This window comes from Reichenbachiella ulvae (assembly GCF_025833875.1).
Classification (GTDB): domain Bacteria; phylum Bacteroidota; class Bacteroidia; order Cytophagales; family Cyclobacteriaceae; genus Reichenbachiella; species Reichenbachiella ulvae.
Map to the genome: position 1 here is coordinate 989,402 of NZ_JAOYOD010000001.1, position 25,706 is coordinate 1,015,107.

The following is a 25,706-nucleotide window of genomic DNA, read 5'->3' on the forward strand; positions in this document are numbered from 1 at the left end:
CGCCATAATCTTCGGTTGACTTAGGGTTTCTTAATAAGCAATCCCGTTCGGGCCAATGCCTACCGTATGTTCTTCGATGAAAGAGCCATCTATTTGGTAGATTTTGATAGACCCTGGGTTGGTGTAATCTGGTGCTATCCCTGTAATGATTTGGTTGGTAGATAAGTCTACTCCCAATCCATATATATTCTCATCATTGAACAAGTTGTGAAAGTCTTGAACGTTGGCAGATGCTATGTTCATATTGATGCTCGCAGTGTAAACACCCCCCTGATATTTGAAAATCAGCGTCTCGCCAGTCGCATCAACCAAAAGTCGACTAGGGCCTACGCCCAAGGCTGGTGCTTCGATTTTGAGTTGACTAGTATTGTTGTCTGTATCGATTTTGGCTAAGAATCCTGGAGTAGATTCTTCTGTGTTCAAGCTCCAGTCTTCGTTGTATACAGATCGGCCTGATCCGGTTACCCAAACGTTGTTGTTTTGGTCCAGGACAAGGCTAGATGGATTGTCACCTACCTCGATGGTTGCGACTACTTCGTCCGTGTTGGTGTCTAGTACCACTACAGTATTGTCATAGCTCCATCCACCGGAGTTAGCAGCATAGACGCGATCTCCTACCAATACCATTTGGTTGGTACCAGCTCCTGTGCTTATGGTTTTGGTCACGGTGTAAGTGCTGAGGTCGATTACTTTGATCGTCCCTGTTGATCCGTCAGCGCCCCAGTCAGAAACGTAGGCTTTGCTGGCATCCACTCCTAGAAAATATCTCGGTGACGGCAGCTCTTCGTCTATGGTAGCTACCAATGAATAATCAAGGGTGCTGATTACTTCGATCTTAGAGGAGTTTTGCACAACGATAAATCCCTGATCGTTGAAAATAGTCATGGACTGGGCCTGATCTCCTAATGGTTTTCCTGTCGCGGTTTCGAAGAGGTTGTTGCTAACCGAACCTGTCGCCTTGTCTAGATAGGAAAGACTGGCGTTGGCATTGCCCCATGCGCCTTCATTGACAATAAAAAAGCCATCTTGGCCAGGTACAAAGCCCGTACCCTCATCTTCAGAACAAGATGAGAGTACTAAGGCTAAGACAAATACGGAATACTTAATCCAGGTGTTAAAAAGGGTATTTGTTTTCATATATATTTTTGATTGAAATGATAAACTAAACTGAATTGATAATTGATACCGGGCATTGGGTAGGCTCGGCGTACCTCATAGGAGGTGTCGAATAAATTCTTTACTTGCAAAGAGGCGTTCAGGTGGTGTTTTTGTCCCAAACGAAGCTGGTAGCCCAGACCCAAATCTGTGATAAGGTATGGATCCAATGCCCTGATCTCGATGTTGCCTTCATCGCTGTATTGCTTGCCTGTATAGGATAGGTTCACATGGGTATGAAAGGAGCCTAAGCGATAAGCCAGGAAGGCATTGCCTTGATGTCTGGGGGTATAGGTGGTTTGCAGTTCGGGCATGAACTGGCTGGGTTCTTCCAGCGTGGAGAGTACAAACTGGTAGTTTCCTGACAGCAAAATAGAACTCTTTGTGCTCAGGCTATAATTGATTTTTAGGTTTTGCTCCAGACCATAGGACCAGAGTTGCTCTTTGTTTTCTGGTGTCCAACCTTCAGTTCCCCGAGATACCCAAAGGATCCAGTCCTTGATGTGGTTGTAAAACAGTGTGCCTTCGTACTCAACAGAAAGCGGCTCGATAGTAGGGGAGATTTTGTATCCTAAATCAAAGCTATAACCATACTCGGGAACCAAATCGGGATTGCCATGAGAAGCGCCGGTCCAGTAGAGGTCGTTGAAAGTAGGCAGTCGGTAGCTGCGAGCCGCTTTAGCTTTCAAGTTGAGCCAGTTGCTGGCGTGGTAGTTCAGAGCAAGGGTAGGGAGGAAAGGAGCTGCCTCACCATCTATTAGGCTTTGTCTGCCTAGCAGGTTCAGCTCCAGCTTGTCTGCGATCAAAAAGGCATTGGAGAAGTAAAACGCCAGTCGGTTTCTTTCTTTCAGATCAGAATAGTTGTTGGTCAGGGCATTTTCATAGGTGTAGTTGGCACCCAGTTCTAGTTGGTACCAATTGGCCCATCGATGTTCTACTCTGGCCTCATTGATATAGCTGCTAGAGTGGCTGTTGGAGTGCGTGCTTACCTTGTCGTCGTATTCCAGACGGTGACGCAGATAGCCTGAATGATAATGAAGCTGTGTTTTGGTTCCCAATTTTTGTTTCCATCGGATGACAGCCCTATGAAAATCATCCTGCTGAATGGCCTGCGTTTCGGTCTGTGCCGCAGTTCGTGGGATGTGGGTCAGATTATCCTGATACCAATATTTGATTTGCAGTTCTTGTCGGTCGCTTAATCGGTAACCGAAATCTAGCGCAGTGGCCCACTGTCTGACCTGTGCATTTTCCTGCGTTTCTTCTCGCTGATTGAAGTTGTTGTAGAAGCTGTAGTCGTTTTCGGCAGTCTTATAAAAACCTTTGAGGCCCAATCGGAGTTTGTCAGTGGCATACTGGGTCTTCATTCCATGGCTATTCATACCAAAGCTGCCAATAGTCTCGTGTAAGCTGAGGTCGAAACCGCTATTGTATTGAGATCGGCTACTCATCTGAATGCTGCCTCCCATGGCGCCAGACCCAAACATGGAGGCACTGCCGCCGCTTTGGATGCTGATATTGTCAATCATGAAAGCCGGGATCAGATTCAGGTCCAGGCTGCCATTCATTTGGCTCTGGAGGTTAAGGCCCTCCCATATGACTGCTGTCTGATTGCTGCCCGTTCCACGAATAGAAGCAGTAGAAAGGCCGCCAAGCCCGTAGGAACGAATATTGATAGGAGAGGCGAGGCTGAGCAGCATGGCCATGGAGTTGCCCTGATGCATCGCCTGAATGGAGGAATCGATCTGCACCACCTTATCAGCAGACGCAAAAGTCTCCAGTCTGTAGGAGACGATATCCACAGATTCCAGCCAGATAGAGTCCTGCTGTGCATGCACACTGAGGCAGCTGCATACCACTAGTCCGATCAAAATGATACTCCGCATATTCGTTCGTTTATACAGAGCTGCTAAAGATTATTAGGAAACCGCTTTCCGTCGAATCCAAAGACTTTTCACCCGAAAGCTCTGTAAATTTAAGATGATTGGCAGGTCTCCTGGCTCTCCTGATTTTTGATGACCTTCCCGGCTATTTGAGTGCAACCAGTGGTATTGGGGATCAAAAATATATCTCGACGTATCGAGATCAGGATTACAGTTGCGGGGACAGCTTCGGATTTTCCTTTTATTGGAGGATCACCGAATTCCCTTTTAATCGCTCATGGACGAAATCCATAGGCAAACCAATAATCACCGCAATGTTAAAGGGGATTTTTGATTCTTGAAGGGAAGTAGGAAGAAATTATTTGCCTACAAGCGTAATATTTTTCGAAGAGATGCAACTAAATGAATAATCAACACATCTTATAATAGATTCAAAAACTCAAAACCATTTGACCATGGGACTATTCGATATATTCAAACCAAAGAAAAAACAGAAGAAGGCGGCCTGCAGTATATGCAAGTCTATCATGAATCAGGAAGATGGCTTTGCTCTCTCTACTGCCGAAGTAATAGCCTCTAAACGATACTGGGATCACAAAATGGTGGAGCCAGATACCTTGTCTTACACCACCTCACATTTCAAAAATCAGGATCAGACGGCTACCAATATGCGCAAGATCATATTCGAAAAGACCGCTGAGAAGGAAGCGATATGGATGACTTGTGAGTCGTGCATCGAGCACTTCGATGTGAATCTGGACGAAACCAAAGAGCTAGCCAGCCAGTGGTGGCAGTTGGGGCCGGACTTCAAATGGAAAAAAGGTGCAGCCAAAAACCAGTTGTCCGAAGAGGAGTTCGAAGAGATCAAGTCCTACGCCACGATGGAAGCGGGATCGGCGTATGTGAAGGTTTGATAAATCAAGATTTTAGATTCTAGACTTTAGATTTTAGAGCCAAGACAATCATTTAGGGGCATAAAGTAGAAAAACCAATTTTTCAGCCTCCCGCAGGCTTGAGGATTGTGAAAAATGCATTTTTCGACCTTTTGCATGTTTGTAGAAGGTAGAAAAACCAATTTTTGGGTCTCCTGCAAGTTTGTAGAAGGTAGAAAAATCAATTTTTGGGCCTTCTGCAGGTTTGTAGAAGGTAGAAAAATCAATTTTTGGGCTTTCTGCAAGTTGGGGAATGAAGAAAAACCAATTTTCGGAGGTTCTGCTAGTCGGGGAATGCTGCCACATGGATGTTTGGGCAATTTGACGAATGGGGGAGGTTGTCACATTGGTATTTTGGTTTTTTACTCATAAGAAGCGCAAACCATTGCAGGATAGTTACAGCATAAGAACCATGCAGAGTACGGCAATAACAGAGGAATACTCCCGTACTCTGAATGGCTTACAATGGAATCAACTGCTTAATTTAACTTCTTGTAGCATGCTGAGTGCCTCGTCGACACTAGCCACCTCAAAGGTTTGCATACCCTCCTGGCCTGAATTTATTTTAGCCACATTCTTGGTGGAAAGCTTAGCTATGGCCGATTGAGGCAGAACGACGAAGAAATATTTAATACCTATTTCAGCACATTTTGGAGCTACCACACTTTCTATAAACCCCTGAATTTCTTTTTTGAACACACCTGTAGAGTTGCTGGTGTCGACTATCCAGGTCGTCAGGTGATTTTTCTCAGCATATTCTAAACCAATGTCATGGATGTTAGTTTTGAATTGATCCAGGCTAACTAAAAGGTTTTCCCAAGTGTCAATCATTCCGTTGATGTCCGAATCATGATGGCCTTTCAATTTACCTGCTATGCTATAAATCTCTTTCTTACCCATGCTTATATTAGATTAGGTGATTGTTTTGTTAAAATAGAGGTAAAAAAAGCTTTAAATAATAACATTTGCTAATGATTTTGTACAATTCTGAAGTTTTGAGTTGGTGGGCGTATAAAGCCTATAGTTCATTAATTAGGATTCAAAAATACATTTTTCATCTTCAGTGTGCTGGGGAATGCTGTTGCTCAGGTGTTTGGGCATCTTAACGATTGAGGGGGGGTGTCGCATGGGAAGATTGTCATCTTCCTCTGCTCTGTCGAAGTGACGGGGGGGATTTGTGTTTCTTGATCTTAGGACCGCCTTAGATCCCAGCCTGTCCTGATGGCAGATGACACAACTGTTTTAGCATTTCAATTCCGGCTACCTATACATCCGATCAGTTTTCGTCATTCCCTTTTGTGCGGTTGGGTATCAAATGTTAGGTCTCGAAATGACAGAGCTGCACAAGACTTTTCAACTTCAGCTGTTCGTTCATACCACCACGTTGTGTCATTTCGACTTTGGAGAAATCTAAGCCGTAATTACATATAATTTATTCCTGAATTTCATCATTAAGGAACAGCGGTCAATCCTTCGCCCATCGGGTCTAACCCAAAAAGCGCTGGCATGGCCATGATACACCCGAAAAGCATTAAAAGCGCTTTAACATCTTTTAACGGCACTTATTTGTATACAATCGTCTTCGCTTTCTAGTTTAGCTGGCGAAAAAGTTCATTACATATTGCCAAGTATAAGCTAGTTGTTATACGAGTTGCTTCGGCGTATCTGTCTGTCGTAGACAGGCAGGATTTAATTAAACCATTGTTTCACAAAAAGAATTGTTTTTTTATGTCAACACGTACTAAGTGGTCGTTTTATCGGGCATTCACCCTGGGGTGGATCCTTATGTTAGTCAGTGGAGTCGCACTGGCTCAGAGTGTTCAGCTTTACACTCCTTACACCAAAATATCTGTACCTCCGGGAGAGTCGATAGACTATACCGTCGAGGTAGTCAATTTCAGTCACGCCATCAGGGATGTGGGTATCTCTGTCACGGGACTCCCCAAAGACTGGGACTATAGTTTGCAATCCGGTGGTTGGACCATCGAGCAGTTGGCTGTAAAGCCAGACGAAGAGAAGAGTTTCAAACTGCAGGTGCAGGTCCCACTCAAAATCGAGAAAGGAAAGTACACCTTTTATGTCAATGCAGCGGGCTATTCACGTTTGCCACTGACCGTACTGGTGTCGGAAAAGGGCACCTTCAAAACGGACTTTCATTGCGATCAGCCCAATATGCAGGGACATGCGACCTCTTCCTTTACCTTCAATACGGAGCTGAAAAATCATACCGTAGAGCCTCAGATCTATTCTCTACGATCTCAAGCCCCCAGAGGCTGGAGAGTGATCTTCAAACCCAATCACAAGCAGGCCACCTCTGTCAACGTGGATCCTAATGGGAGCAAGAATGTCAGCATAGAGATCACCGCACCGACAGGGATCAAAGAAGGAACCTATAGCATACCCGTACAAGCCGTCAACTCCAATACCTCGGCGGATCTGGACCTGGAGGTCGTGATCACGGGCTCTTACGAGATGGAATTGACCACTCCTACAGGACTACTCAGTACCAAGTTGACTGCTGGAGAGACCAAGCGAATCGAGCTGCTGGTGAAAAACACCGGGAGTACGACCCTCAAAGATGTAGAGCTGAGTGCGACCAACCCCAGCAAATGGGAAGTGCAATTTGATCCCAAAGAGATAGAAGCCATAGAGGCGGGACAGTCCAAAACAGTATATGCCACGCTGCAAGCCTACGACAAGGCCATCGCCGGAGACTATGTCGTAAAGATGAAGGCGAAATCCCCAGAGGTAGACTCGGATGCATCGTTTAGAGTGTCGGTCAAAACCAGCTGGTGGTCCGGGGCGCTGGGGATTGTGATTATCCTGGCGGTCATAGGAGGCCTGGGCTATCTGTTCAAGAAATACGGAAGGAGGTAGACCATGTCTGAGGAGGTAATAGACATCCAAAATCTGGTCAAGACCTACCCGGGACATACTGCCGTCGATGGCCTGAATCTGAAAATACGAAAAGGAGAGGTGTTCGGGCTGCTCGGTCCCAATGGAGCGGGCAAGTCCACCACGATACTGATGCTCATGGGGATGACGGATCCCAGTGAGGGTAGCCTGCGTGTCTGCGGGATCGACCCCACACGCCAGCCGGTAGAGGTGAAAAGAAAAGTGGGCTACCTGCCAGAAAACGTAGGTTTCTACGAAGATCGCAGTGGGCTGGATAACCTCGTCTACTTGGCCAGACTCAATGGCTTCAACCTACAGGAGGCAGAGTCAAAGGCGGAAGAAATGCTGGAAAAGGTGGGATTGACCGAAGCAGCCCATAAGAAGGTAGGCCAATACTCTCGTGGTATGCGTCAGCGCCTGGGACTGGCCGACACCCTGATCAAATCCCCGGAGGTGATCATCCTGGATGAGCCCACCCTAGGGATCGACCCAAAAGGGGTGAAGGAGCTCCTGGCCTTGATCACCCGACTGAGCAAGGAGGAAGGACTGACCGTACTGCTTTCTTCCCATCATCTGCACCAGGTGCAGCAGGTCTGCGACCGTGTGGGGCTTTTCGTAGCAGGAAAACTTATTGCAGAAGGAGATCTGGAGTCGCTGTCCCAGCAGCTGTTCGCAGAGAGCGAACAGAGAGTAGAGGCACATGTGTCTGCAGACAATCCTTCCAAAATTGAGCAGGCCATTCAGCAGATTTCAGCTCTGGATGAGGTAAAAACCGTGGAGCGACAAGAGGATAGGCTCCAAATCACTTGCACGGGGCATAGTTCGCCAAGGATAGCTCGAGAGATCGCAGCGGCTGATTTGGATTTGATCAATCTGAGCCAGAAGCAACTGGGGCTGGACGAAATTTATCAACGATACTTTGAAGGAGGTGAAAATGAGTGATGACACGATACAAGTTACAGCTCCGACCGCCAATCCATGGTTCGGAGGTTTTAGAAAGAAGAAAGCCCGGACGACACATCCTTTTTGGGTGATGGTGGGCAAAGAAATGGCTGACCATGTGCGCAGTTGGCGTTTTATCCTATTGCTGGCTTTGTTGGCGCTGGCCTGTGTGGGTTCGCTATACACGGCACTGTCCAACCTGGGATCCAGTATCAAAGCCATAGATGCCGAAGATGCTTTTTTCTTTTTGCGCTTATTTACCGTTTCGGATGGTTCCATGCCGTCTTTTATGGTATTCATTAGTTTCCTGGGTCCGATCTTGGGGATCGCACTGGGCTTTGATGCAATCAATTCGGAGCAAAACCGAGGGACACTGAGTCGTGTGCTCTCACAGCCCATCCATCGGGACTACCTGATCAATTCGAAGTTCGTAGCAGCTTTGATCATCATCGGAGTGATGCTCTTTGCGCTGGGCTTTTTGGTGATGGGGATCGGGATGTTGGTGACAGGGCTGGTGCCTACTATGGAGGAGTTCATGCGCTTTTTTGCTTTCATGCTGGTAAGTGTGCTATATGTAGCCTTCTGGCTCAACTTGTCGCTTTTGTTTTCAGTCAGGTTCAGGCAAGCAGCTACATCGGCCTTGTCGGGGCTATCTATTTGGTTGTTCTTCACTGTGTTTTATCAGTTGATCGTGCAGCTGCTAGTGAAGGCAGTGATCCCAACCACCATACTGACCCAGCAACGTGCCGCGCAGTATCAGTACCTCTTACAAAAGTGGATGAGCATACTGCCGAGCCAGCTCTACAGTGATGCCACTACCACACTGCTGATGCCGAAGGTGAGGAGCCTTGGTCCTCTGACGATGGAGCAGATGTATGGTAGTATACCGAGCCCCTTGCCACTGGGACAAAGTCTGCTGGTCGTTTGGCCGCAGCTGACGGGTTTGATTGCAGCGACATTGCTTTGTTTCGGTATTTCCTACTTATGGTTTATGCGCCGAGAGGTTCGCGCCAATTGATAGGAATACCAATTTGTGAGATGCTTTAGCCCTTGATTATTTTTATAGAAAAGCCTGCGGATGAATACCTGCAGGCTTTTTGTGTTTTTAGCTCTATTGTCAATCGCTCAGCAGCTTAGAGGGGCTGCTTGATCATGCCTTCGCTCGTAGAACCACCCACGAAGATAAAGGCACCCCAATAGTAGGGAGATTCGTATTTCGTTTTGAGTTCTTGCTGTGCAGCGACAAAGGCATCCCGAGGGGCTTTGCCTTCTACATAGTTTTTGTAAAAGAGGATCATCAGATCTTTGGTAGCCGCATCGCTTACTTTCCATAGACTGATTACCACTGCGTCTGCTCCTGCAGTTTGGAAGGCACGCTGTAGTCCGTAGACCCCTTCACCACTTTTGACTTTTCCCAAGCCAGTTTCGCAGGCAGACAGGATCACCAGTTTCGTGTCTCTTAGGCTAATGTTCATTACCTCATAGCTGGTCATGATGCCATCTTCTGCTATACCTCCCGATTGGATCGCCACCAATTCCTTCAATAATACGAGACTGTCATAGGCATGTGCCGCTCCTGTTAGCATCAGCCCAGAGTTGAACAGTGGATTGATGAAGGGGTTGCTGAGTTGGATGGTCGTCAGGTCGTCGGAGATAAAAGGCTCTGTCTTAGGGGGATCTTCGTTCAAGAAGAAACCATGCGTAGCGATATGCAACAGACCTGGGCTCTCTAGCGCCTTTACTCGTTCTTCAGTAGCCTCATTACCTGTGATGACTTCTTCCTCGACATGGTCCGACACAATGGCGGATGCCGCCTCTACCTCCTCCAGCGTACCGGGTAGGAGGGTGATTTCAGCTCCACGACTGATCATGTTTTTCATCTGAAAGTGAATGCTGCGTTCGCCTCCATCATCTGTACTTGCTGGTTGGCTTCCTTCCGTTTCCCCTTTCAGCGGATTGTACTGGTAGTTAGGATAGCCAAAGAAATAAAACTCAGCGCTGCTGGTGTTGCTTTGGTAATTGGGCTTATCCTCCTCGATAAGATCTCTAAGGCTCGACAGCAGGAGCAGGTTGTATTCGTTGATGAAATACTCATTGGTCTCAGTGTTCAGCAGGGTGTTGAGATTGATCTGGTTGTAGACCCCGTCAGGCGACATGTAGATGTTCTTGCGCATGTCTCGGTTAAATCCTTCTATCAATGGATTGACGAATACATCGTAAGAAACCTCATCTGCCATTTTGAATTTGACCAGGTTTCGATAAGTTTTCAATTGTTTGACTTCCATCTGGTTGCCGTTCTCCAGCATCACCAGTTTTGGGCCATTGTTCATTCGTTTGTTCAGCGCCAGGCAGGCGTATCTGATACTATCCGTAAACTGCCCTGTATTGACATCAAAGTCTCTGAGACGGATGATCTCAATGGCCATTTCATCTTCAGAAAGCGAATTGGCCACTGACTGCCAGTTCAGTAGATCCATGTCTCGTTTGTTGTTTTTACTGACTGCCACCTTCAGACTAATTTTCTTTTCCAACTCATTGGATAATTCGAGCAGGCTGTCTTTGTCCAGTCCGCTTTTTGCCAGGGTTTGGTGGTCTACTTTATTCAGTTTACTCAGATTCTCTTTGGTTTTGATCCAGAGTAGATAGGCCTCCATGAGGGCAGGGTCATTGAGTTCATAGATTGCTTCTTTTAGGTTTTTGACCGACTGAAACAGCAGGGCTTTGTTAGCCAATCGGTAGTCAAATACCTGATTGATCCAGGTCTGCTGCTCTTCTTTGCTCGTTTCGAAAAAGGCATAGTAATAGTAATAGTAATAGTAGCTCATAGAACTGCCCTTTTTCGTATTCACTCAAGAACGCAAAGTACTTGTTGTACTGAATCAGGTAGTTTTCCGCGCTTTTTTTGAGGTAGATGCTGGCTTCCTTTTTGTTGCCAGCCTTCAGGTTGATTTTGGCCAGCATGAAAAGCGAATTGGCATAGTCTGGATGATAAAAATCGAAAAGGGTGGTACGGATCTCCAGAGCTTTTCTTTCTTGCTTTTCGGCTGTTTTCAGATTGTTGGCTTGATACAAAAAGGCAGAGTAGGAGGAAAGGGCTTTCGCTAGATAAAAATGTGACTTTCCATAATTCTTCTCCAGTGTAGCTATAGATTCCAGGAAATACCCCTTGGCCTTTTGTGGTTCCGCCTCAGCGATGGCCTGTGCCTTTAGGATCAGTAATCTGCAATAGTCGGCATGTGAGGTGCCTACCGATGGTTCTAATATGGTTTGGCAGTTTTGAAGTAAGTCCTGACTGCTGGACGCAAAGCCCTGCTGAATCAATACATCGGCCAACTCGAGCTGCGACTTGGCCAGTACCGGATGATTCTCTCCATAGTAGCTTCTCTGGAATGCAATCAATTCGCTCAGGGTTTCTCCCGCTTCGTTCAGGTTATTCATCGCTATGTAGATTTTGGCCTTCAAGAGGTAAGCTTGCGATTTGGCAGGATGAAAATCCGGGTAGATGTGCTCTAGTATTTTCAGGGCTTCATTGTTCAATGCTTCAGCTACAGTGAAGTTTCCTTTCGTGAGGTAGAAGTCAGATTGATACACCAAATTCATCGATTTGGCAGTGAGTTCTGGGTCAGTACTGGCATTTTCTGTGAGTTGGTTGCATTGGTTGAAGTAGCCTTCCGCCACATCGAAGCGTGCCATTTCGGTCCCAATCGAACCCAGGAGGGCCAGTACTTCTATGGTTTTGGCATCTTCCTTTCCATAGACTTTTTTGCTAAGGTCGTGAAGGGTGCTGAGCATCTCTTGTGCTACCCCTAGCTTCCCTTGTGCACGAAACAATTCTATCACCAACCGGAGTTGATCTATGTAGATGGGCGATTTGGTACCATATTGTTCCCGGATCAGAAGTAGAGCGGGCCAATAGTGGACGTAGGCGCTATCCAGATTTCCGTCCATGAATTGCGAGTAACCCAGAGCCCTGTCTACATAAATGGCCAATTTTTTGTCAACTCCTGATTCATTTTTTAGAGTTGTATAGATGGATTCAAGTTTGGAACCGGCCATTTCCTGATTTCCCTTCAATAAATCTAAATAGGCCTCAGCGGTAGCTTTGAGCTGTTCATCGGTTTCGTTAGTAGGATACCACTGTTCGAGGGAGCTGGCAGCAGACCTGGAATCATAAGATGCCAATTGCCTGAATACGGTGGTCTCGTTGTTTCCGAAAGCCATCGTAAAATTGAGAAGCAGTATGACAAGAGTACGAATATGCATGACACGCCTATTGTTTAAGTTTCAATAATATGCTCGCCGAATTGATGAACATTTCGCCACTTGCTTCTGCTTCATATTCATATTCATCTCCAAAACCATCTAGAAAGTAATCGCTCTTTTCATAATAATCAAAAGATAGAGTTGCCGCTTCGTTGCTTTTAGAGAGGAGAATGGTTTCATCATCAATCCATTCTATTTGCCATAGATTGAGCCCTTCGCCGTATAGTGGATCCTTGAAATCAAAAAGCAAGTCTTCACTACCATTGGCCATTTCCCAGATTCCTTCAGGTATCCCTTCGCCAAAATTGGAATAGAAGTAGCTGATCTCGATGAAGAAAGAATAATCCTCTTCATAAATTTCGTATTCACCATTGCCATAATCATATTCATAATTCTCGCCTGGGAAGTATTCCATGATCATGTCTGCACCCGCATATTGAAAGAGAAACTCTAAAAGGTTTAGTCCAAAGAACTCTTCCTTTGATTCCAATCTGTACAATCCTGAGGAGTTAAACGTAAGGGAGTAGGAATCAACAAAGTCAATTTCGTCCGTGTAATCGACCTCATTGGCAATGAATCCCAATTCGCGGCTGTAGAGGATATCGATAGTTTGAACCTCCTCAGGAATATCGAGCTCAAATACCTCCTCATCAGTATCAATACCTGATACATAAGTAGGGATATCTAATGAAATATCTACTTCTTCTATTATCCATTCGCCTTCCAGATAGGGAGCATCTGTTTCTGGCAAAGGGTCTGAACAGGACCATAAAAGGCCCACAAGTGGAAGTATGAGGCTATATCTGTTTCTTAAAATTTCCATGTCAATTCAGTTCCGATGTGAAATCTAATTGGGTCCTGTGGTACATAAGGCATACCATCATCACGTCCCACATAGTTGTGGTAATAAGTGGTGTTGGTCAAATTGAAAATTCTGGAATACACTCTGAAATTGATGGATTTGGAATCAATGATTTGGTATCCCAGACTCGCATTAGCAATGGTGTAGGCTGGGCTTTCGAAATATTCATAAGAAACTTTGTCCACCATAGGTGAAAGAGAAGGACCTCTTCCGTTGATCTTGATAGAGGTATAGAACTTGTTGTATATGATATCAAGAAAGCCTTTGTATTGGTATTGCGAATAATTGAGAATGGGTTGGTCTTCGTCGAAGAAGTCGTACTGCGATGAGATCCATCCGTCGTTGACTGAATAGGAGGCTTGCCCTTTGATTGTAATTGGTCCAAGTCTCATCAGAGAGTTTAATCTGGCAGTAAGGCCATAGACTTCCGCTTCCCCTTGATTGACAGAGGTCTCTAGCCTGGCAGCATCAATATTGTAAGTCAATTCATTGAAATCAGAATCACCGTTTAGATCTATCAAATCCGTGAGGTAGTTGTAATAACCACTGAGGGTCAATGAAAGGTTTTTGAGCAGATAAATCTGATAGCTCATTTCTAGTGATCTCAGCTTTTCAGGATTCAAGTCCGGATTGGGAACTCGGAAGTAATCAGCAGATCGGATGTCCTCATTCGGGTCATAAGCGTAAAAGGATCCTCCCTGTACAAATGACTTGTAAGGAGAGGGAGATAGGAAGGATTCTCCATATAGTAGTTTGGCTCGGTGTTTCTTATTTGATGAAGAATAGACAATGCCCAGTCGTGGATTCAATGCAGCCTTGAATCTAGAGTTGTAGTCATATCTGATCCCCGCTGTTACGCTCAGGTTTTTAGAGGGCTGATACAGCATTTGGGCATAGGTGCCAATGTTGTGATATTGAATATAGTAGAAGTTTTGTTTAACCGTGAGGTCGTCATAAAAAGTCACATCATTCAAATCATAGATACCATAATATCCAGCCGCCCCAATGTAATAATAGTTCTGGAGAGGCGCAGGCTGCTCTGGATCAAACGGAGTAGGTGATAGTCCTGTCTGCGGCAGAGAGTTCAATAATTCGTAACTCAAACCTGCGATTACAGATAGTTTGCTTGAGAAATTGTAGTTGAACTGTTCCTCGATCTTAGAACTTTGTGCCTGACTGTAGAAATAGCCTCTCTGCCAACGACTGCTTGCATTGACGAAATGAGAACCTTCGTCTAGTTCATAGCGACTCAAAGTAATCGTAGATCCAATGCCCCATTTTTGATTGAATGAGGTGAATTGGTGTTTGGCGTAGATGATGTTGTTGGTGGTTTTAACCTGACCGTCTTCTTCGTATAGCGTATACCTTGGGTCTACACCGTAGCTCGTACTGTGTTCGTCCTGATGATTGACGATGCCTAGAGTGAAATTTTTGAAATTGACCTCAGTCTGAATGAAATGCGATCGTGAGGGCATGTTGAAGTCCAGAGACAAAGGCCCACCATGAAAGCTTTCACCAGCTCCTACCTGAAAGTCATTGATATCATACAATTCATTGTAATAAGGTGATTCTGGTACGATATAAGGAAGGTTACTGCGATTTTCATTGTACCATTTGTATTCTTCTGGAAATTCCTCTGCATAGTTAGGTTCTGCTGAACTATATAGGTTGCCCGTTAGGCTGATGCTTAGGTTGTCTTTTTGAACCCGTGCATGAAGGTTGTGATTGAAGGTGTTGAAGCTTCCATATTCTGTGCTTGCCGATACGAATTCTTCTTCTTGATTCTCATTGGTGATGATATTGACAATACCTGCGAATGCATCCACTCCATACAGCGCTGAGGCTGGACCGATGATCACTTCCACTCTTTGTGCACCGGTCAAACTTAGGTTGGTACTGAGGGCATAGCCATCGCCTGTGGCAGGTGTGATTCGAATACCATTCATCAGGATGAGTAATTTTTCATTCCCACTGATGCCTCTGACCGTGATGTTGTTTCTAAACTGAGGGCTTGCATTGCGCTGGAACTCCACCTCTGGCACATCCTCCAGCAGTTCTGAAAGGTTGGTGTAACCTCTCACCATCAAGTCTTCTGAGGTAAATACATAGGCAGTAGCAGGTGCGTCCTGCACACCCTGCTTATTTTTGGATGCTGACACAATCCCTACATTCAACATTTCTTCTAAGGAAATGTCAAAGAGTTCATCAGGCTCCATGTATTTTTTGGGCTGTGAGATTTGTGCAGTACTCATCATTGCGTGGAAAATGAGCCCGCTGACAACTAGGAACTTAAGATACAGGGGAGGTCTAAAGAGGTATTTGTGAATCATCGAAATAACATAATGTTCTTGTTAATTTTAGATTGGTAAGATTCAATATAGCCTATATCAGCGTTTAAACCCAAATTTTCTTTGGAACTTAATTCCAGAATGACCTTGGTTTTTTGGAACAGATGATATCTATATCAATGATATGTGTACCCTTGACAGAATAAGACAATTCTATAAGTGTAGAAAGGTTTAATTCAGAATTAACTTCGCCTTTTATTTGATATCAGGGTTCGATTTAGTGTTATGAATTTATCTACAAGTATTGGGAAGTTGAGGTTGTTGGCGATTTTAGAAGGGATTAGCTATTTGTTGTTGGGAATTACCATGCCACTCAAATATGTGATGGATATACCAGAACCTAATTTTATTGTAGGAATGGCTCATGGATGGTTATTCATTTTGTATATCATCTTTTGTTTGGTCTGCATTTATAAGTACAAATGGTCTTTTCTATCTTCTGCACTGGCTTTGTTCGCTTCCTTAGTACCCTTTGGGACTTTTATTGCCGACATTAGACTTTTTAAGTTAGAGAGTGTAAAAGTCCAGGAAGACCAATAAATTTTATTTCATATTTATAATATGAAGCTCATCAAACAGTTAGGATAGAAGATAGCCTGAAAACAAAATTGAACCGACTACTGAAAATATTCTTACTCACCCTTTTGGTGATATTTACTTTATCCTTTGTTCTTTCTAGAATCCTGCGAGTGACTCCTTTATCATGGGGACATGATGAGGTCAATATGTCCTTCTGGTCCAATGAGGCGATCAACGGATATGATCCTGTGGCCTACTTCACAGTAGGAAAAGCAGTGCCTGGATCTGATAGTTTTTCTGTGGAATGGAATGAGGCTAAGTGGCTGTTTTCATCGGATGAGAATAGAAGCCTATTCGAATCTGCCCCAGATCAGTATGCACCACAATATGGGGGCTACTGTGGGTATGCGGTGGCAAAGGGTTTTACTGCCAATACCGATCCTGAAGTTTTTGAGATTCTCAATGGTAAGCTCTATTTGTTTGTCGGAGAAAATGAAAAGGAAGAATGGATGAAGAACTGGAGAGAGAATATTCGGAAATGTGAGGATAATTGGTACTGATCGAGATACAAAAAAAGCGATCTGTTGGGATCGCTGTTTGTTGATGTTTTGATTATTGTTGAGGATTAATGTTGATGTCCTCCCGGTCCGTGTACATGACCATGATCGATTTCTTCTGCAGATGCCTCTCTTACATCTACAACCTCGCCGGTAAAGTACAAATCTACACCAGCCATAGGGTGGTTGAAATCCATTTTAACAGTTTCCTCTCCAATTTCTAAAACTAGTCCCTGCATTGGATTACCTTCCTGGTCGTTCATAGGTAGGAAAGTACCTACTTTCACTGCTTCGGCCAATTGTCCTTCCACCTGAAATATGTGGATTGGTAGATCGACAATTGCATCAGGATTGGGTTCGCCATAGCCGTCTTCGCTTTTGATTTCAAATTCAAAATTAGCGCCTACTTCCTGATTCAATAAATTTTCTTCAAACTGAGGTAAAACCTGATTATGGCCGAATAAGAAGACAAATGGCTCCTTGTTGTCAACTTCCTGTATGATTTCGCCCTCTTTGTTGCTCTCTTTTAATTGGTAGGTAATAGCTACCACTGAATTATTAGAAATTTTCATACGGCGAAGTTAAAGGCTTTCAAATCAATCTGGACATTATCTGACTTTTTCTCAAGGATTTACTGAATTAGGTGATTTGCCTAGAGCCATTGGCATAGTGCTTGGATATTCCTCCATGTACCAATGTTTAACTTAAAAAAGAATATAATGGAAATTATAGCAAATCAAGAAATAGAAAGAACGGCTATACAAAATATAGTGAATTGGGTGGAAGAAATCGATAGACATGAAGAGATGCTTCCCTTAGGAAATAGTGATGAAATGTTGGCTCTGTTGGAAAATACAAAAGGAGCTCCTTTGAATGCTCAAGAGCTCTTAGTCGCTCATCATATGTTGATCAATTCTGTCGTGAATTGATGTGTAAAAAGAATTAGTTTATCATAGGTTGGTTACCCGGTGGGTTACGGCTCATCGGGTATATTTTCCAATCAACCCTATGGTTTGGCATGATTCATGTCTAATTGAGATTGTTTTGAAGAAGGTTAGGTTAAGGCCGGTAAGTTCTCTTATCGGTCTTTTTTTTTGTATTAATATTGTAATATTGCGATATAAAAATATAGGTAGATCATGTCAGCGAAGAAATTAGGATTTTTAGATCAGTATTTAACCCTTTGGATATTTTTAGCTATGGCCATAGGTGTGGGGTTGGGCTACATAGTTCCTGAGATTTCCACAGCTATAGATGCTTTGAGCGTAGGTACGACCAATGTGCCAATTGCTATAGGTCTGATATTGATGATGTATCCGCCACTCGCGAAGGTGAACTACAAGTTGCTACCTGCTGTTTTTCGAGATGTGAAAACGCTGATGGTTTCGCTGGTTCTCAACTGGGTATTAGGACCTGTATTGATGTTTGTGCTTGCCATTATTTTTCTTCAAGACTACCCGGAATATATGGTAGGACTGATTTTGATCGGTTTGGCCAGATGCATCGCGATGGTGCTGGTGTGGAATGACCTAGCGGATGGTAATTCTGAATATGGGGCTGGTCTGGTTGCATTGAACTCGATCTTTCAGGTATTTGGTTATAGTTTTTATGCATGGCTATTCATTACAGTTCTACCTCCCTATTTCGGGATGGAAGGAGCGATTGTGGATATTTCGATAGCTACTATTGCTGAGAGTGTTTTTCTCTATTTGGGAATCCCATTTATCGCTGGCATCTTGAGTCGTGTGATTTTGGTGCCTATCAAGGGAGAGCAATGGTACAAAGAGCGTTTTATACCGAAGATTTCACCAATTACCTTAGTTGCTTTGCTTTTTACTATTGTAGTGATGTTTTCGCTCAAAGGAGAGTTGATTGTTCAGATCCCTATGGACGTTTTTAGAATTGCCATTCCGCTATTGATTTACTTTGCGCTCATGTTTGTTATTGGTTTCTTCCTTAGCAAAGCAGTGGGTGCTACTTATGATAAAAATGCTTCTATCGCCTTTACAGCAGCTGGTAACAATTTCGAACTGGCTATTGCTGTCGCTATTGCTGTTTTTGGATTGAATTCAGGTCAGGCTTTTGCAGGTGTGATAGGTCCATTGGTAGAGGTGCCCGCCTTGATTCTATTGGTTCGTGTGGCTTTTTGGCTCAAGAAGAAATACTACTAGTTTCCAACTGATCTTTCTTGATTCGAAAGGCGATGTAAAGTATACTGATGCCGATACTCAATGCGGTAAGTATAGTAATGAAACTGGTCCAGTCAGCTATTTGATGCTTATTCAAGATCAGAATAAGCACTAATCCCATATAGAGGAGTCTGGCTACTTCTAAAACAATGGCCCAGGTTTTGGCTTGCATTAAGGCTCCCCAGCTGATGATCATAGCAAAGATTCTTATGGATAGTAAAAAGCGATTGAGTCCCGTCAATGGACTGGACAGATCCACTGTGACAAATAGATAAGCAAGAGAAAGTATGACCTGTGAAATAAGGTAGGGTGTGAGGTGGCTGAATTGCTCGCTTTGATATTTCACTTGTTCCTCTTTTGTATATCCGATTCGGTCGACTTTTTGGGTTTCCAAGCCTCTGGGGCGCCAACCTAATGGCATGAACCATAATCGAAACTTGTCCCACCAGTAAGGGGCTGCTATGGCATCATCCCAAAGCTGTTTCCAATATTGGAAATTGATATAGATAGGGTCCCAGGTACGGGGTGGATGTGTGACCCCATAGCAGACTTCTTCTTTTTCTTCTTCAAAGGTTCCGAATAGCTTGTCCCAAATGATCAGGAATTCTGAAAAGTTCTTGTCGATATATTGAGGATTGACACCATGGTGTACCCGGTGGTGGGAGGGAGTTACAAAGAATTTTTCGAACCATCCGAGTTTCTTGATCAGCCGCGTATGATGCCAATAGGCCAGTAGCAAATGAACGGCCGCTACTGCATAGATCGCCTCTGGACTGAAGCCTATTAAAACCAATATCCAATCGAAAAACAGGAACTGAAAGATTCTTTGTGTGAAGCTGGCTCGAATTCCTACGGATAGATTCATTTCTTCTGAAGAGTGATGAGGCATATGGGCAGCCCAAAAGATATTGATGCTGTGCCCCGTCCGGTGAAACCAGTAAAAAAGAAAATCCTGGAGGAGCAAAAGGATCAAAAGCGTATACCAATTGGTGGGGATCTGCCAGGGGGCAAATTGAAAGAGCCAACCGTACCACTTGAGTACAAAAAATGCCACCGCTAGATTGACGCACTGATTACCTATGCCAGTGGCCAGATTGGTAATCGTGTCTTGAAATGGATAGAAGCCATTTTTAGTTTTGATACTTACGACTACCTCTACCAACAGCAGTACCAATACAATCGGTATGATGAAAGCATAGATGTTCATTTTTTGGGTTTGTGTTGTGACTATTAAACGAATGAATGCTGGATTCAGTTTGTTGATAGCCAATTATTTAATGGTCCAACATAGAATAACTACCCTTCAGTAGAAACTTGTTTTAATTAGAGGGTGTTTTCTGGTCGGACTAATCAATTATATTTGCCGCATCTAATTTATACTTATGAAGCCCCGTTTTAAAAAGCTCTTTTTAAATCTATCGGTATTGATCGTTATTGTGGCTTTGGCATTATTGGGCTATGTCACAGTCACCATTCAAAAAGCCAGAACAGAGCTATCAAAACAAGCCATTAAGGAATTGTCCGATCGATCGATGGAGCACTTTGAGGCCTTCTACAATCCGATTGATCGTATGGCTGCCATTCTCAGTGATTGGGGCAGGGAAGAGGTGCTATTGATAGACGATCCTCAGAGGTTAACTGCACAATTGATGCCCTTGCTTAAGGAGCTTCAGCTTATTTCAGGTTTGTCCATTGCGGATACATTAGGGAACTCCTATTACTTGACTCAGCTAGAAGGCAACTGGCTATATAGGTACTATCAGAAGGAAACTGGATTGTATCATTGGGTCACTATTGATAGCACAATGACGGTTCTGGCTGATCGGGAGGAAGAGCTGGATTATGATCCGAAAACCAGAGCCTGGTATCAATTAGGTATGTCTGAGGTGGAGATAAGAAGACCACTATGGACTAAGGCTTATTCTTTTAGCGATAGTCAGGATTGGGGAGTTAGTGGAGTGGTCAATTGGCAGGATTCTACCAAGGGTACCATAGTAGCTGCCGTGGATATTCCTTTAAAAAATCTCTTTACTCGTATTTCTACCTTTGGGAAAGGTAGTGGTTCCCAGTCCTTTTTGTTTAATGATGAGGAGAAGGTTTTTGATCCCAATCACTCCCCTCAGTTTTTTGTTTCTACGACTGAACTGGATGAATACTTTGATAAAGTACTCAATGTTTGGTCAGACTCTGCAGGTTTTCAAAGCAATAGTTTTGAGTGGTCAGGTGATAAGTACTGGGTAGGTTTACAGCCCCTACATATCACTCAGAGAAGCATATGGTTGGCTACATTCACAAGAGAGGGGAATTTCTTCACAGTGCTAGGTAACAATTTTGCCTCAGTCGGAGTGGTATCTGTCATGATCGTTCTGCTAGGGATATTAGTAGCGTTTTGGTTAGTTCGACGTGCCAAACCTCAGATCGAAGCACCAGAGATTGAGATGTCAAACTTTGAATCTAGTGTGAAATCATGGATAGCTCAGGGTGAGGGTAGTCAGGTCGAATTCAAAAGCACGGTTAGAATGAATTTGCATTCGAACAACCCTGGTAAGGAAATAGAGTTAGCCTGGCTCAAAGGTGTAGTAGCTTTCTTGAATACTGATGGCGGCTTATTGTTTTTAGGAGTAGATGATGAAGGAGAATTTTTAGGGCTGAATGCTGACCGTTTTCCTAATGAAGATAAATGTTTGCTCCATGTCAAAAATCTAATCAAAGAGCATATTGGTCCCAGTTATTTTCAATTTATAGATTTTGGAGTCAGAAGTGTAGAAGGGATGAATCTGGTATACATTCAGGTCAAACCTTCAACAATTGCCGCTTATTTGAAACCAAAGACAGGAGAGGAGATTTTCTACATTCGGAGTGGTCCTGCCAGCGAAAAGCTGCCAATGAGTAAGGTTGTAGATTACCTCAAAAGACGCAGGGTATTCGAATAAGTATTTATTCTCTCTCTTACCTTGGCTATTGAGAAAACCTGAAGCATTTTTGCTCTCAACTTGAAAATAGCAAAGGACATATTGATCTTTATACTGGCTCTGAATACCCTTGCTAGTACATTGGCTGTGCCGCTGATTTATATGGATTTTGGGATGAGGCGTGATTATATCGCTGAAGTCCTTTGTATCAACCGTGACAAACCCATGCTCAACTGTGACGGCAAGTGTTATCTAGCCAAAAAATTAAAGGCTGCACAAGAGCAACAGGACAAAGAAAATGAGAGCATTAATATCAAGTCGGCTCCCTCATTTTTTGCGCAGCTATTAGAAATGATCAGTTTTGATCGTTCTGTCAATACGAGCTCGCCTATTTATCAGGACCGTGTTTTACACTTTGTGCTTTCTACATTCCTATCCGAAGTTTTCGTCCCACCCCGGGCTTGATTGAATGATTTTATTGGTGTCCATAAGTTTTGCGGTAAACGCAAGCTGATGGTAGGGCTATGCCTCTACTCTTCGTTTGATTCATGGCGTTGAGCTAGAAATAGCAATTCATGCATAGTCTAAAAAATTCTTTTAAGAATGAGGCAGGTAGGATGTCTCACAACTTTTAATTCGATCAAAAATGAAATACATATATTATCTAGGGGGAATGATCGCTTTTGCATTGCTATCCTCATGTGAAGAAAACAATGATTCTAATAGTGCTGGTACAATCGAGATCAAATTCGATAATGTAGTAGGAGAGAAGCAGTCCGGTATTTTGTCCAACCCATACAATGAAGATTACCCTTTTACGACTGCCAAGGTTCAGGACTATAACCTGACTTTGGTCAAATACATCGTGAGTGAAATTGTATTAGAAGGGCCAGAAGGTGCTTATTATGCAGATGATCTAGTAATAGCAGGGGATGATGTTAACGGTTATTATCTGGTAGATGAGTCCAACCTCTCTAGTCAAAATGTGACCATAGAAGGAATCATGCCTGGAATCTATGATCAAATTAGTTTCAAGATCGGAATAGAGGAAGAAGGTGTAGATCAGGGTGCGAGCATCATACTAGATGGAATGTTCTGGACATGGAATAGCGGCTACATTGGAATAAAAGTAGAAGGGCAATCGCCTCAGAGCGACGGTGAGTCCTTTGGTGAAACCATTGAAGAAGAAAATCCACGAGGTTTTGGTTATCATATCGGTGGATGGGGTTCACCTAACAATGTAAGAACAGTCACGATTGATATGGATGAAATACTGGTGAGTCCGGATTTCAAACCAGAGATTCACCTTGTTGCGGATATCGCTAAATTTTTAGATGGAGGAGAAACCTTTGATTTCTCTGTTCAAAACAGCGTTCATCACCCTCAGGCAGGTTCTGTATATGCTGATAACATCCCCTTGATGTTCTCATTTGATCACGTGCATAACAATCCACTTTGATGCAAAGGCTGTTTGTATCGGTGTTTTTTGCTGTGTTTTTATTTTCCTGTGACCATGGAAGTGAAAACACGGTGCCTTTTGGTTTTCAGCAACCGGAGCATTTTCCTGAGGCGACTTATACATTTGAAAACAATCCGGTGACAAAAGAAGGGTTCGAATTAGGAAAGTTCATTTTCAATGACCCTCTACTATCTCGTGACAGTACGATTTCTTGTGCTTCATGCCACGATCAGCGTGTGGCTTTTGCTGATCCGCAGCATCGATTGAGTATTGGGATTGATGGTAGGCTGGGAGAGCGAAATGCGCCTCCCATTTTCAACCTGGCTTTCGTCAATGAGTTCTTTTGGGATGGTGGTGTGGTGCATGTGGATTTTATTTCCCTCAATCCAATTGCTAATCCGTTAGAAATGGATCATGATGTTGCTCTGGTGATAGAAGATATGAAAAGCGATCCAGAGTATCAGCAGAAGTTTGCTGCGGCCTTTGGGGAAGGAAAGGAAATCAATAGCGCCAGAATGCTGCACGCTTTGTCCCAATTCATGGTGATGATGGTGTCAGCCAATTCGCGTTACGATCAATACTTGCTAGAAGGCGAGGCTTTGAGTGAGGCGGAACTTAGAGGTTTAGCGCTTTTCGAAAACAATTGTGCTAGCTGCCATGAAGGGATACTCTTTACGGATCGCGGTTTTCACAACAATGGTCTGGACAGTGAGTTTACTGATGTCGGCCGCTATCTGATCACGGAACGTGACGAAGACTTGGGTAAGTTCAAAACGCCCAGCCTTCGTAACATTGCCCTTACGGCTCCCTTCATGCATGATGGGCGTTTCAAGAGCTTGGAGGAGGTGCTGCATCAATATGCAGAAGCAGTAAAAGATGCTCAAACTCTTGATGCAAGCTTGAAAGCTGATGGCCGGTTGGGTATTTCTTTGACCGATCAGGAACAGTTTGATATCATCGCCTTTTTAGAAACACTCACCGACGAATCCTTCGTCTCCAACCCTTTGTTTTTTGCTCCATGAGAATTTTAATAACAACCCTTTTTCTTCTTACCTCATTTTCTACCTGGGCCTGCGATATTTGCGGTTGCCAGTTAGGCGCTTATTCTTTTGGGATATTGTCTCAGAACCCGTCGCACTTTATAGGCTTCAGGTACAGTCAGGCGCAGTTCCATGCTTCGATCGATAATGAGGTGCTCGCAGACGAATACTCTGATGATACGTACCAGATGGTAGAGCTGATGGGGCGTTATATGATCAATTCCAAATGGTATGTTACAGCTTCTCTTCCTTATGGAATCAACAAAATGGATGGCAATAGCCAGCAAGTTTCTATCAATGGGATCGGAGACCCTATCCTGCTTTCTTATTATAATCTTTTCAACACCAGTAGTGAGAATTTTCGAAAGTGGAATCATTCGTTATTGTTGGGTGCGGGGTTGAAATTTCCATTGGGTGAGTATGATGCAGAAGATCAAGATCAGATCATCAATCGCAATTTTCAATTGGGGTCGGGTAGTTTGGATTATTTGGTTGCTTCGATCTATACTGTCAAATACCAAAACTGGGGATTGAATCTGGAAGGAAGCTATAAGATCAATTCGAAGAATAATTTGGATTATCGTATCGGAAATCAATTCAATGCGCTGGCTAAGGTTTATTATGCTTTGATCCAGCCTGAATTCAGTTTGCTACCTTATGTGGGGATGGTTTATGAGCAGTCTGCTATGCACACTGAGGAGGGCTTCAAGCAAATCAATACAGGCGGCAAAGTGACTATGGGCCAAATAGGTTTACAGGCCTATGCGGGACCCGTTATGCTGATGGGGAATTATAATATGATTGTTTCCCAGTACTTTAATACCGATAGCCGAAGTACCATTACTTCCGACAATCGTTTTCAGCTTGGGTTGGTGTTTAATCTTTCGTTAGGAGCTAAGAGGGAGATGGATCTTTAAAAATCGGGATCCTCTCCATCAATTGCAGTCAGTTCACAGCGTGCGTTACCAAAGGCCATTTTGGATTGAATCACCAGTGGGATATTGCGTCCATCTGTGGACATCCAACCAAAGATAGGTCTGCCTACGGTATACTTTCTGTCTTCTGGAAAGTAGATTTGAACGCGATGTGCACTTACTTTATCTTCTTCAAATTTGATCTTTTCGATTCCATTGTAGATCAAGCATACAGGATAGACTTTTTTGTCATAGTGGCACCTGATGGTTACTGTATCACCTTTGGGGACTCTAAACCAGTTGACATCCATGAAGTAGACGAGAGTACTGACTATGTCGTAGCTATCATCTGTCATGTTTACTTTCCATGCTCTTGGATCCTTTTCATCCTTTTTAGTTTTGATAGCCTTAACATCTATTATATTCTTTTCACGGTCAAATTGATTCCACTGATCCCAGAAACCATTTTTGATCGTAACATGTTTTTCTGAAAAGTAAGGCTGCAGGCTTTTACTGTTTATGATCGATAAATAGTCGTCATCCATATCTGTGAAAAAAGCCGCCATCCCATCGGTATACGCATGAGCCTTCACCACATGATGGTAGTCATTGTTGATGATCCTTGAGTTCTCCTGAAAGCTCAGGCTACCGCCACCTAACGTGAACCACCCCAATTTAAATTTATATTCCAGGTTTTCGGCTTTCATTTTTTTTTCTTTGCCATCACCAGGATTTTTGGATTGGGCATAACTAGGGCCGGACAACAGGAGGAATATTGACAGGTATGCTTTGATAAAACTCAATTTCATTTTTATTCCTTTTGTGACTAAAATAATCAA

Annotated in this window: 23 protein-coding genes and 1 riboswitch; of the genes, 13 read left to right on the forward strand and 10 right to left on the reverse strand. The window is 43.7% G+C overall.

Annotated features, from left to right (window positions below; genetic code table 11):
- Positions 1-30 precede the first annotated feature (30 nt).
- Positions 31-1,137, reverse strand: a complete 1,107-nt coding sequence (locus N7U62_RS03760) for a YncE family protein (RefSeq protein ID WP_264136544.1) — start codon at positions 1,135-1,137, stop codon at positions 31-33.
- Positions 1,134-3,038: a TonB-dependent receptor plug domain-containing protein gene (locus N7U62_RS03765; RefSeq protein WP_264136545.1), complete on the reverse strand. Its 1,905-nt coding sequence runs from the start codon at positions 3,036-3,038 to the stop codon at positions 1,134-1,136. Before N7U62_RS03765 ends, N7U62_RS03760 begins: the two co-directional genes overlap by 4 nt.
- 83 nt (positions 3,039-3,121) lie before the next feature.
- Positions 3,122-3,354: riboswitch (cobalamin riboswitch) on the reverse strand.
- A gap of 136 nt (positions 3,355-3,490) precedes the next feature.
- Here N7U62_RS03765 and N7U62_RS03770 point away from each other — a divergent pair.
- A complete protein-coding gene (locus tag N7U62_RS03770; RefSeq protein WP_264136546.1) occupies positions 3,491-3,949 on the forward strand; it encodes a hypothetical protein in 459 nt (152 codons plus the stop codon).
- Between the two features lie 489 nt (positions 3,950-4,438).
- Here N7U62_RS03770 and N7U62_RS03775 read toward each other — a convergent pair whose 3' ends face one another.
- Positions 4,439-4,867 (reverse strand): hypothetical protein, encoded by a 429-nt coding sequence (locus N7U62_RS03775; RefSeq protein ID WP_264136547.1) that lies wholly within the window; start codon positions 4,865-4,867, stop codon positions 4,439-4,441.
- A gap of 828 nt (positions 4,868-5,695) precedes the next feature.
- Between N7U62_RS03775 and N7U62_RS03780 the strand changes: the two genes are divergently transcribed.
- Genes N7U62_RS03780 through N7U62_RS03790 form a run of 3 tightly spaced genes read left to right on the forward strand, consistent with a single transcriptional unit; the run spans position 5,696 to position 8,822 of the window.
- Positions 5,696-6,844, forward strand: a complete 1,149-nt coding sequence (locus N7U62_RS03780; RefSeq protein ID WP_264136548.1) for a COG1470 family protein — start codon at positions 5,696-5,698, stop codon at positions 6,842-6,844.
- 3 nt (positions 6,845-6,847) lie between these two features.
- A complete protein-coding gene (locus N7U62_RS03785) occupies positions 6,848-7,804 on the forward strand; it encodes an ABC transporter ATP-binding protein (RefSeq protein ID WP_264136549.1) in 957 nt (318 codons plus the stop codon).
- A complete protein-coding gene (locus N7U62_RS03790) occupies positions 7,797-8,822 on the forward strand; it encodes an ABC transporter permease (RefSeq protein WP_264136550.1) in 1,026 nt (341 codons plus the stop codon). Before N7U62_RS03785 ends, N7U62_RS03790 begins: the two co-directional genes overlap by 8 nt.
- A 115-nt stretch (positions 8,823-8,937) precedes the next feature.
- On the opposite strand, the gene N7U62_RS03795 is transcribed toward N7U62_RS03790, so the two are convergent.
- From N7U62_RS03795 to N7U62_RS03810, 4 genes are read right to left on the reverse strand one after another with little or no spacing between them, the layout of a single operon-like run.
- Positions 8,938-10,629, reverse strand: coding sequence for a CHAT domain-containing protein (locus tag N7U62_RS03795; RefSeq protein WP_264136551.1), 1,692 nt, complete (start codon positions 10,627-10,629; stop codon positions 8,938-8,940).
- A complete protein-coding gene (locus tag N7U62_RS03800) occupies positions 10,544-12,067 on the reverse strand; it encodes a tetratricopeptide repeat protein (protein ID WP_264136552.1) in 1,524 nt (507 codons plus the stop codon). Before N7U62_RS03800 ends, N7U62_RS03795 begins: the two co-directional genes overlap by 86 nt.
- A 7-nt stretch (positions 12,068-12,074) precedes the next feature.
- The gene (locus tag N7U62_RS03805) at positions 12,075-12,890 is read right to left on the reverse strand and encodes a hypothetical protein (RefSeq protein ID WP_264136553.1); all 816 of its coding nucleotides are present in this window, start codon (positions 12,888-12,890) and stop codon (positions 12,075-12,077) included.
- Positions 12,878-15,184 (reverse strand): TonB-dependent receptor plug domain-containing protein, encoded by a 2,307-nt coding sequence (locus tag N7U62_RS03810; RefSeq protein WP_264136554.1) that lies wholly within the window; start codon positions 15,182-15,184, stop codon positions 12,878-12,880. Before N7U62_RS03810 ends, N7U62_RS03805 begins: the two co-directional genes overlap by 13 nt.
- 318 nt (positions 15,185-15,502) lie before the next feature.
- On the opposite strand from N7U62_RS03810, the gene N7U62_RS03815 reads away from it, so the two are divergent.
- Positions 15,503-15,817 carry a DUF3817 domain-containing protein gene (locus N7U62_RS03815; protein WP_264136555.1) on the forward strand — a complete coding sequence of 105 codons (315 nt, stop codon included), beginning with the start codon at positions 15,503-15,505 and terminating at the stop codon, positions 15,815-15,817.
- A 68-nt stretch (positions 15,818-15,885) separates the two neighbouring features.
- The gene (locus N7U62_RS03820; RefSeq protein WP_264136556.1) at positions 15,886-16,356 is read left to right on the forward strand and encodes a YHS domain-containing (seleno)protein; all 471 of its coding nucleotides are present in this window, start codon (positions 15,886-15,888) and stop codon (positions 16,354-16,356) included.
- A 65-nt stretch (positions 16,357-16,421) separates the two neighbouring features.
- On the opposite strand, the gene N7U62_RS03825 is transcribed toward N7U62_RS03820, so the two are convergent.
- Entirely contained in the window at positions 16,422-16,925 is a 504-nt protein-coding gene (locus tag N7U62_RS03825; protein ID WP_264136557.1) for an FKBP-type peptidyl-prolyl cis-trans isomerase, read from the reverse strand.
- A gap of 147 nt (positions 16,926-17,072) precedes the next feature.
- On the opposite strand from N7U62_RS03825, the gene N7U62_RS03830 reads away from it, so the two are divergent.
- The gene (locus tag N7U62_RS03830) at positions 17,073-17,282 is read left to right on the forward strand and encodes a hypothetical protein (protein WP_264136558.1); all 210 of its coding nucleotides are present in this window, start codon (positions 17,073-17,075) and stop codon (positions 17,280-17,282) included.
- A 210-nt stretch (positions 17,283-17,492) separates the two neighbouring features.
- Positions 17,493-18,524 carry an ACR3 family arsenite efflux transporter gene (arsB, locus tag N7U62_RS03835; protein ID WP_264136559.1) on the forward strand — a complete coding sequence of 344 codons (1,032 nt, stop codon included), beginning with the start codon at positions 17,493-17,495 and terminating at the stop codon, positions 18,522-18,524.
- Here arsB and N7U62_RS03840 read toward each other — a convergent pair.
- Positions 18,505-19,749, reverse strand: a complete 1,245-nt coding sequence (locus N7U62_RS03840) for a sterol desaturase family protein (protein ID WP_264136560.1) — start codon at positions 19,747-19,749, stop codon at positions 18,505-18,507. The genes arsB and N7U62_RS03840 overlap by 20 nt on opposite strands.
- Positions 19,750-19,924: 175 nt before the next feature.
- Between N7U62_RS03840 and N7U62_RS03845 the strand changes: the two genes are divergently transcribed.
- From N7U62_RS03845 to N7U62_RS03865, 5 genes are all read left to right on the forward strand, one after another.
- Positions 19,925-21,475 (forward strand): RNA-binding domain-containing protein, encoded by a 1,551-nt coding sequence (locus tag N7U62_RS03845; protein WP_264136561.1) that lies wholly within the window; start codon positions 19,925-19,927, stop codon positions 21,473-21,475.
- Between the two features lie 60 nt (positions 21,476-21,535).
- The gene (locus N7U62_RS03850) at positions 21,536-21,919 is read left to right on the forward strand and encodes a hypothetical protein (RefSeq protein ID WP_264136562.1); all 384 of its coding nucleotides are present in this window, start codon (positions 21,536-21,538) and stop codon (positions 21,917-21,919) included.
- 181 nt (positions 21,920-22,100) lie between these two features.
- Positions 22,101-22,913, forward strand: a complete 813-nt coding sequence (locus tag N7U62_RS03855) for an MbnP family protein (RefSeq protein WP_264136563.1) — start codon at positions 22,101-22,103, stop codon at positions 22,911-22,913.
- Positions 22,913-23,935: a cytochrome-c peroxidase gene (locus tag N7U62_RS03860; RefSeq protein WP_264136564.1), complete on the forward strand. Its 1,023-nt coding sequence runs from the start codon at positions 22,913-22,915 to the stop codon at positions 23,933-23,935. The genes N7U62_RS03855 and N7U62_RS03860 overlap by 1 nt, the downstream gene beginning before the upstream one ends.
- Entirely contained in the window at positions 23,932-24,870 is a 939-nt protein-coding gene (locus N7U62_RS03865; protein ID WP_264136565.1) for a transporter, read from the forward strand. Before N7U62_RS03860 ends, N7U62_RS03865 begins: the two co-directional genes overlap by 4 nt.
- Here the strand turns inward: N7U62_RS03865 and N7U62_RS03870 are convergent.
- On the reverse strand, positions 24,867-25,676 hold the full coding sequence (locus tag N7U62_RS03870; protein ID WP_264136566.1) for a DUF3108 domain-containing protein: 810 nt from the start codon (positions 25,674-25,676) through the stop codon (positions 24,867-24,869). The two genes, N7U62_RS03865 and N7U62_RS03870, sit on opposite strands and share 4 nt — an antisense overlap.
- Positions 25,677-25,706: the final 30 nt, after the last annotated feature.

Bases quoted from the DNA above. Each gene is read 5' to 3' on its own strand.
- N7U62_RS03760 (WP_264136544.1), bottom strand. From the start codon at position 1,137: ATGAAAACAAATACCCTTTTTAACACCTGGATTAAGTATTCCGTATTT.
- N7U62_RS03765 (WP_264136545.1), bottom strand. From the start codon at position 3,038: ATGCGGAGTATCATTTTGATCGGACTAGTGGTATGCAGCTGCCTCAGT.
- N7U62_RS03770 (WP_264136546.1), top strand. From the start codon at position 3,491: ATGGGACTATTCGATATATTCAAACCAAAGAAAAAACAGAAGAAGGCG.
- N7U62_RS03775 (WP_264136547.1), bottom strand. From the start codon at position 4,867: ATGGGTAAGAAAGAGATTTATAGCATAGCAGGTAAATTGAAAGGCCAT.
- N7U62_RS03780 (WP_264136548.1), top strand. From the start codon at position 5,696: ATGTCAACACGTACTAAGTGGTCGTTTTATCGGGCATTCACCCTGGGG.
- N7U62_RS03785 (WP_264136549.1), top strand. From the start codon at position 6,848: ATGTCTGAGGAGGTAATAGACATCCAAAATCTGGTCAAGACCTACCCG.
- N7U62_RS03790 (WP_264136550.1), top strand. From the start codon at position 7,797: ATGAGTGATGACACGATACAAGTTACAGCTCCGACCGCCAATCCATGG.
- N7U62_RS03795 (WP_264136551.1), bottom strand. From the start codon at position 10,629: ATGAGCTACTATTACTATTACTATTACTATGCCTTTTTCGAAACGAGC.
- N7U62_RS03800 (WP_264136552.1), bottom strand. From the start codon at position 12,067: ATGCATATTCGTACTCTTGTCATACTGCTTCTCAATTTTACGATGGCT.
- N7U62_RS03805 (WP_264136553.1), bottom strand. From the start codon at position 12,890: ATGGAAATTTTAAGAAACAGATATAGCCTCATACTTCCACTTGTGGGC.
- N7U62_RS03810 (WP_264136554.1), bottom strand. From the start codon at position 15,184: ATGATGAGTACTGCACAAATCTCACAGCCCAAAAAATACATGGAGCCT.
- N7U62_RS03815 (WP_264136555.1), top strand. From the start codon at position 15,503: ATGAATTTATCTACAAGTATTGGGAAGTTGAGGTTGTTGGCGATTTTA.
- N7U62_RS03825 (WP_264136557.1), bottom strand. From the start codon at position 16,925: ATGAAAATTTCTAATAATTCAGTGGTAGCTATTACCTACCAATTAAAA.
- N7U62_RS03830 (WP_264136558.1), top strand. From the start codon at position 17,073: ATGGAAATTATAGCAAATCAAGAAATAGAAAGAACGGCTATACAAAAT.
- arsB (WP_264136559.1), top strand. From the start codon at position 17,493: ATGTCAGCGAAGAAATTAGGATTTTTAGATCAGTATTTAACCCTTTGG.
- N7U62_RS03840 (WP_264136560.1), bottom strand. From the start codon at position 19,749: ATGAACATCTATGCTTTCATCATACCGATTGTATTGGTACTGCTGTTG.
- N7U62_RS03845 (WP_264136561.1), top strand. From the start codon at position 19,925: ATGAAGCCCCGTTTTAAAAAGCTCTTTTTAAATCTATCGGTATTGATC.
- N7U62_RS03855 (WP_264136563.1), top strand. From the start codon at position 22,101: ATGAAATACATATATTATCTAGGGGGAATGATCGCTTTTGCATTGCTA.
- N7U62_RS03860 (WP_264136564.1), top strand. From the start codon at position 22,913: ATGCAAAGGCTGTTTGTATCGGTGTTTTTTGCTGTGTTTTTATTTTCC.
- N7U62_RS03865 (WP_264136565.1), top strand. From the start codon at position 23,932: ATGAGAATTTTAATAACAACCCTTTTTCTTCTTACCTCATTTTCTACC.
- N7U62_RS03870 (WP_264136566.1), bottom strand. From the start codon at position 25,676: ATGAAATTGAGTTTTATCAAAGCATACCTGTCAATATTCCTCCTGTTG.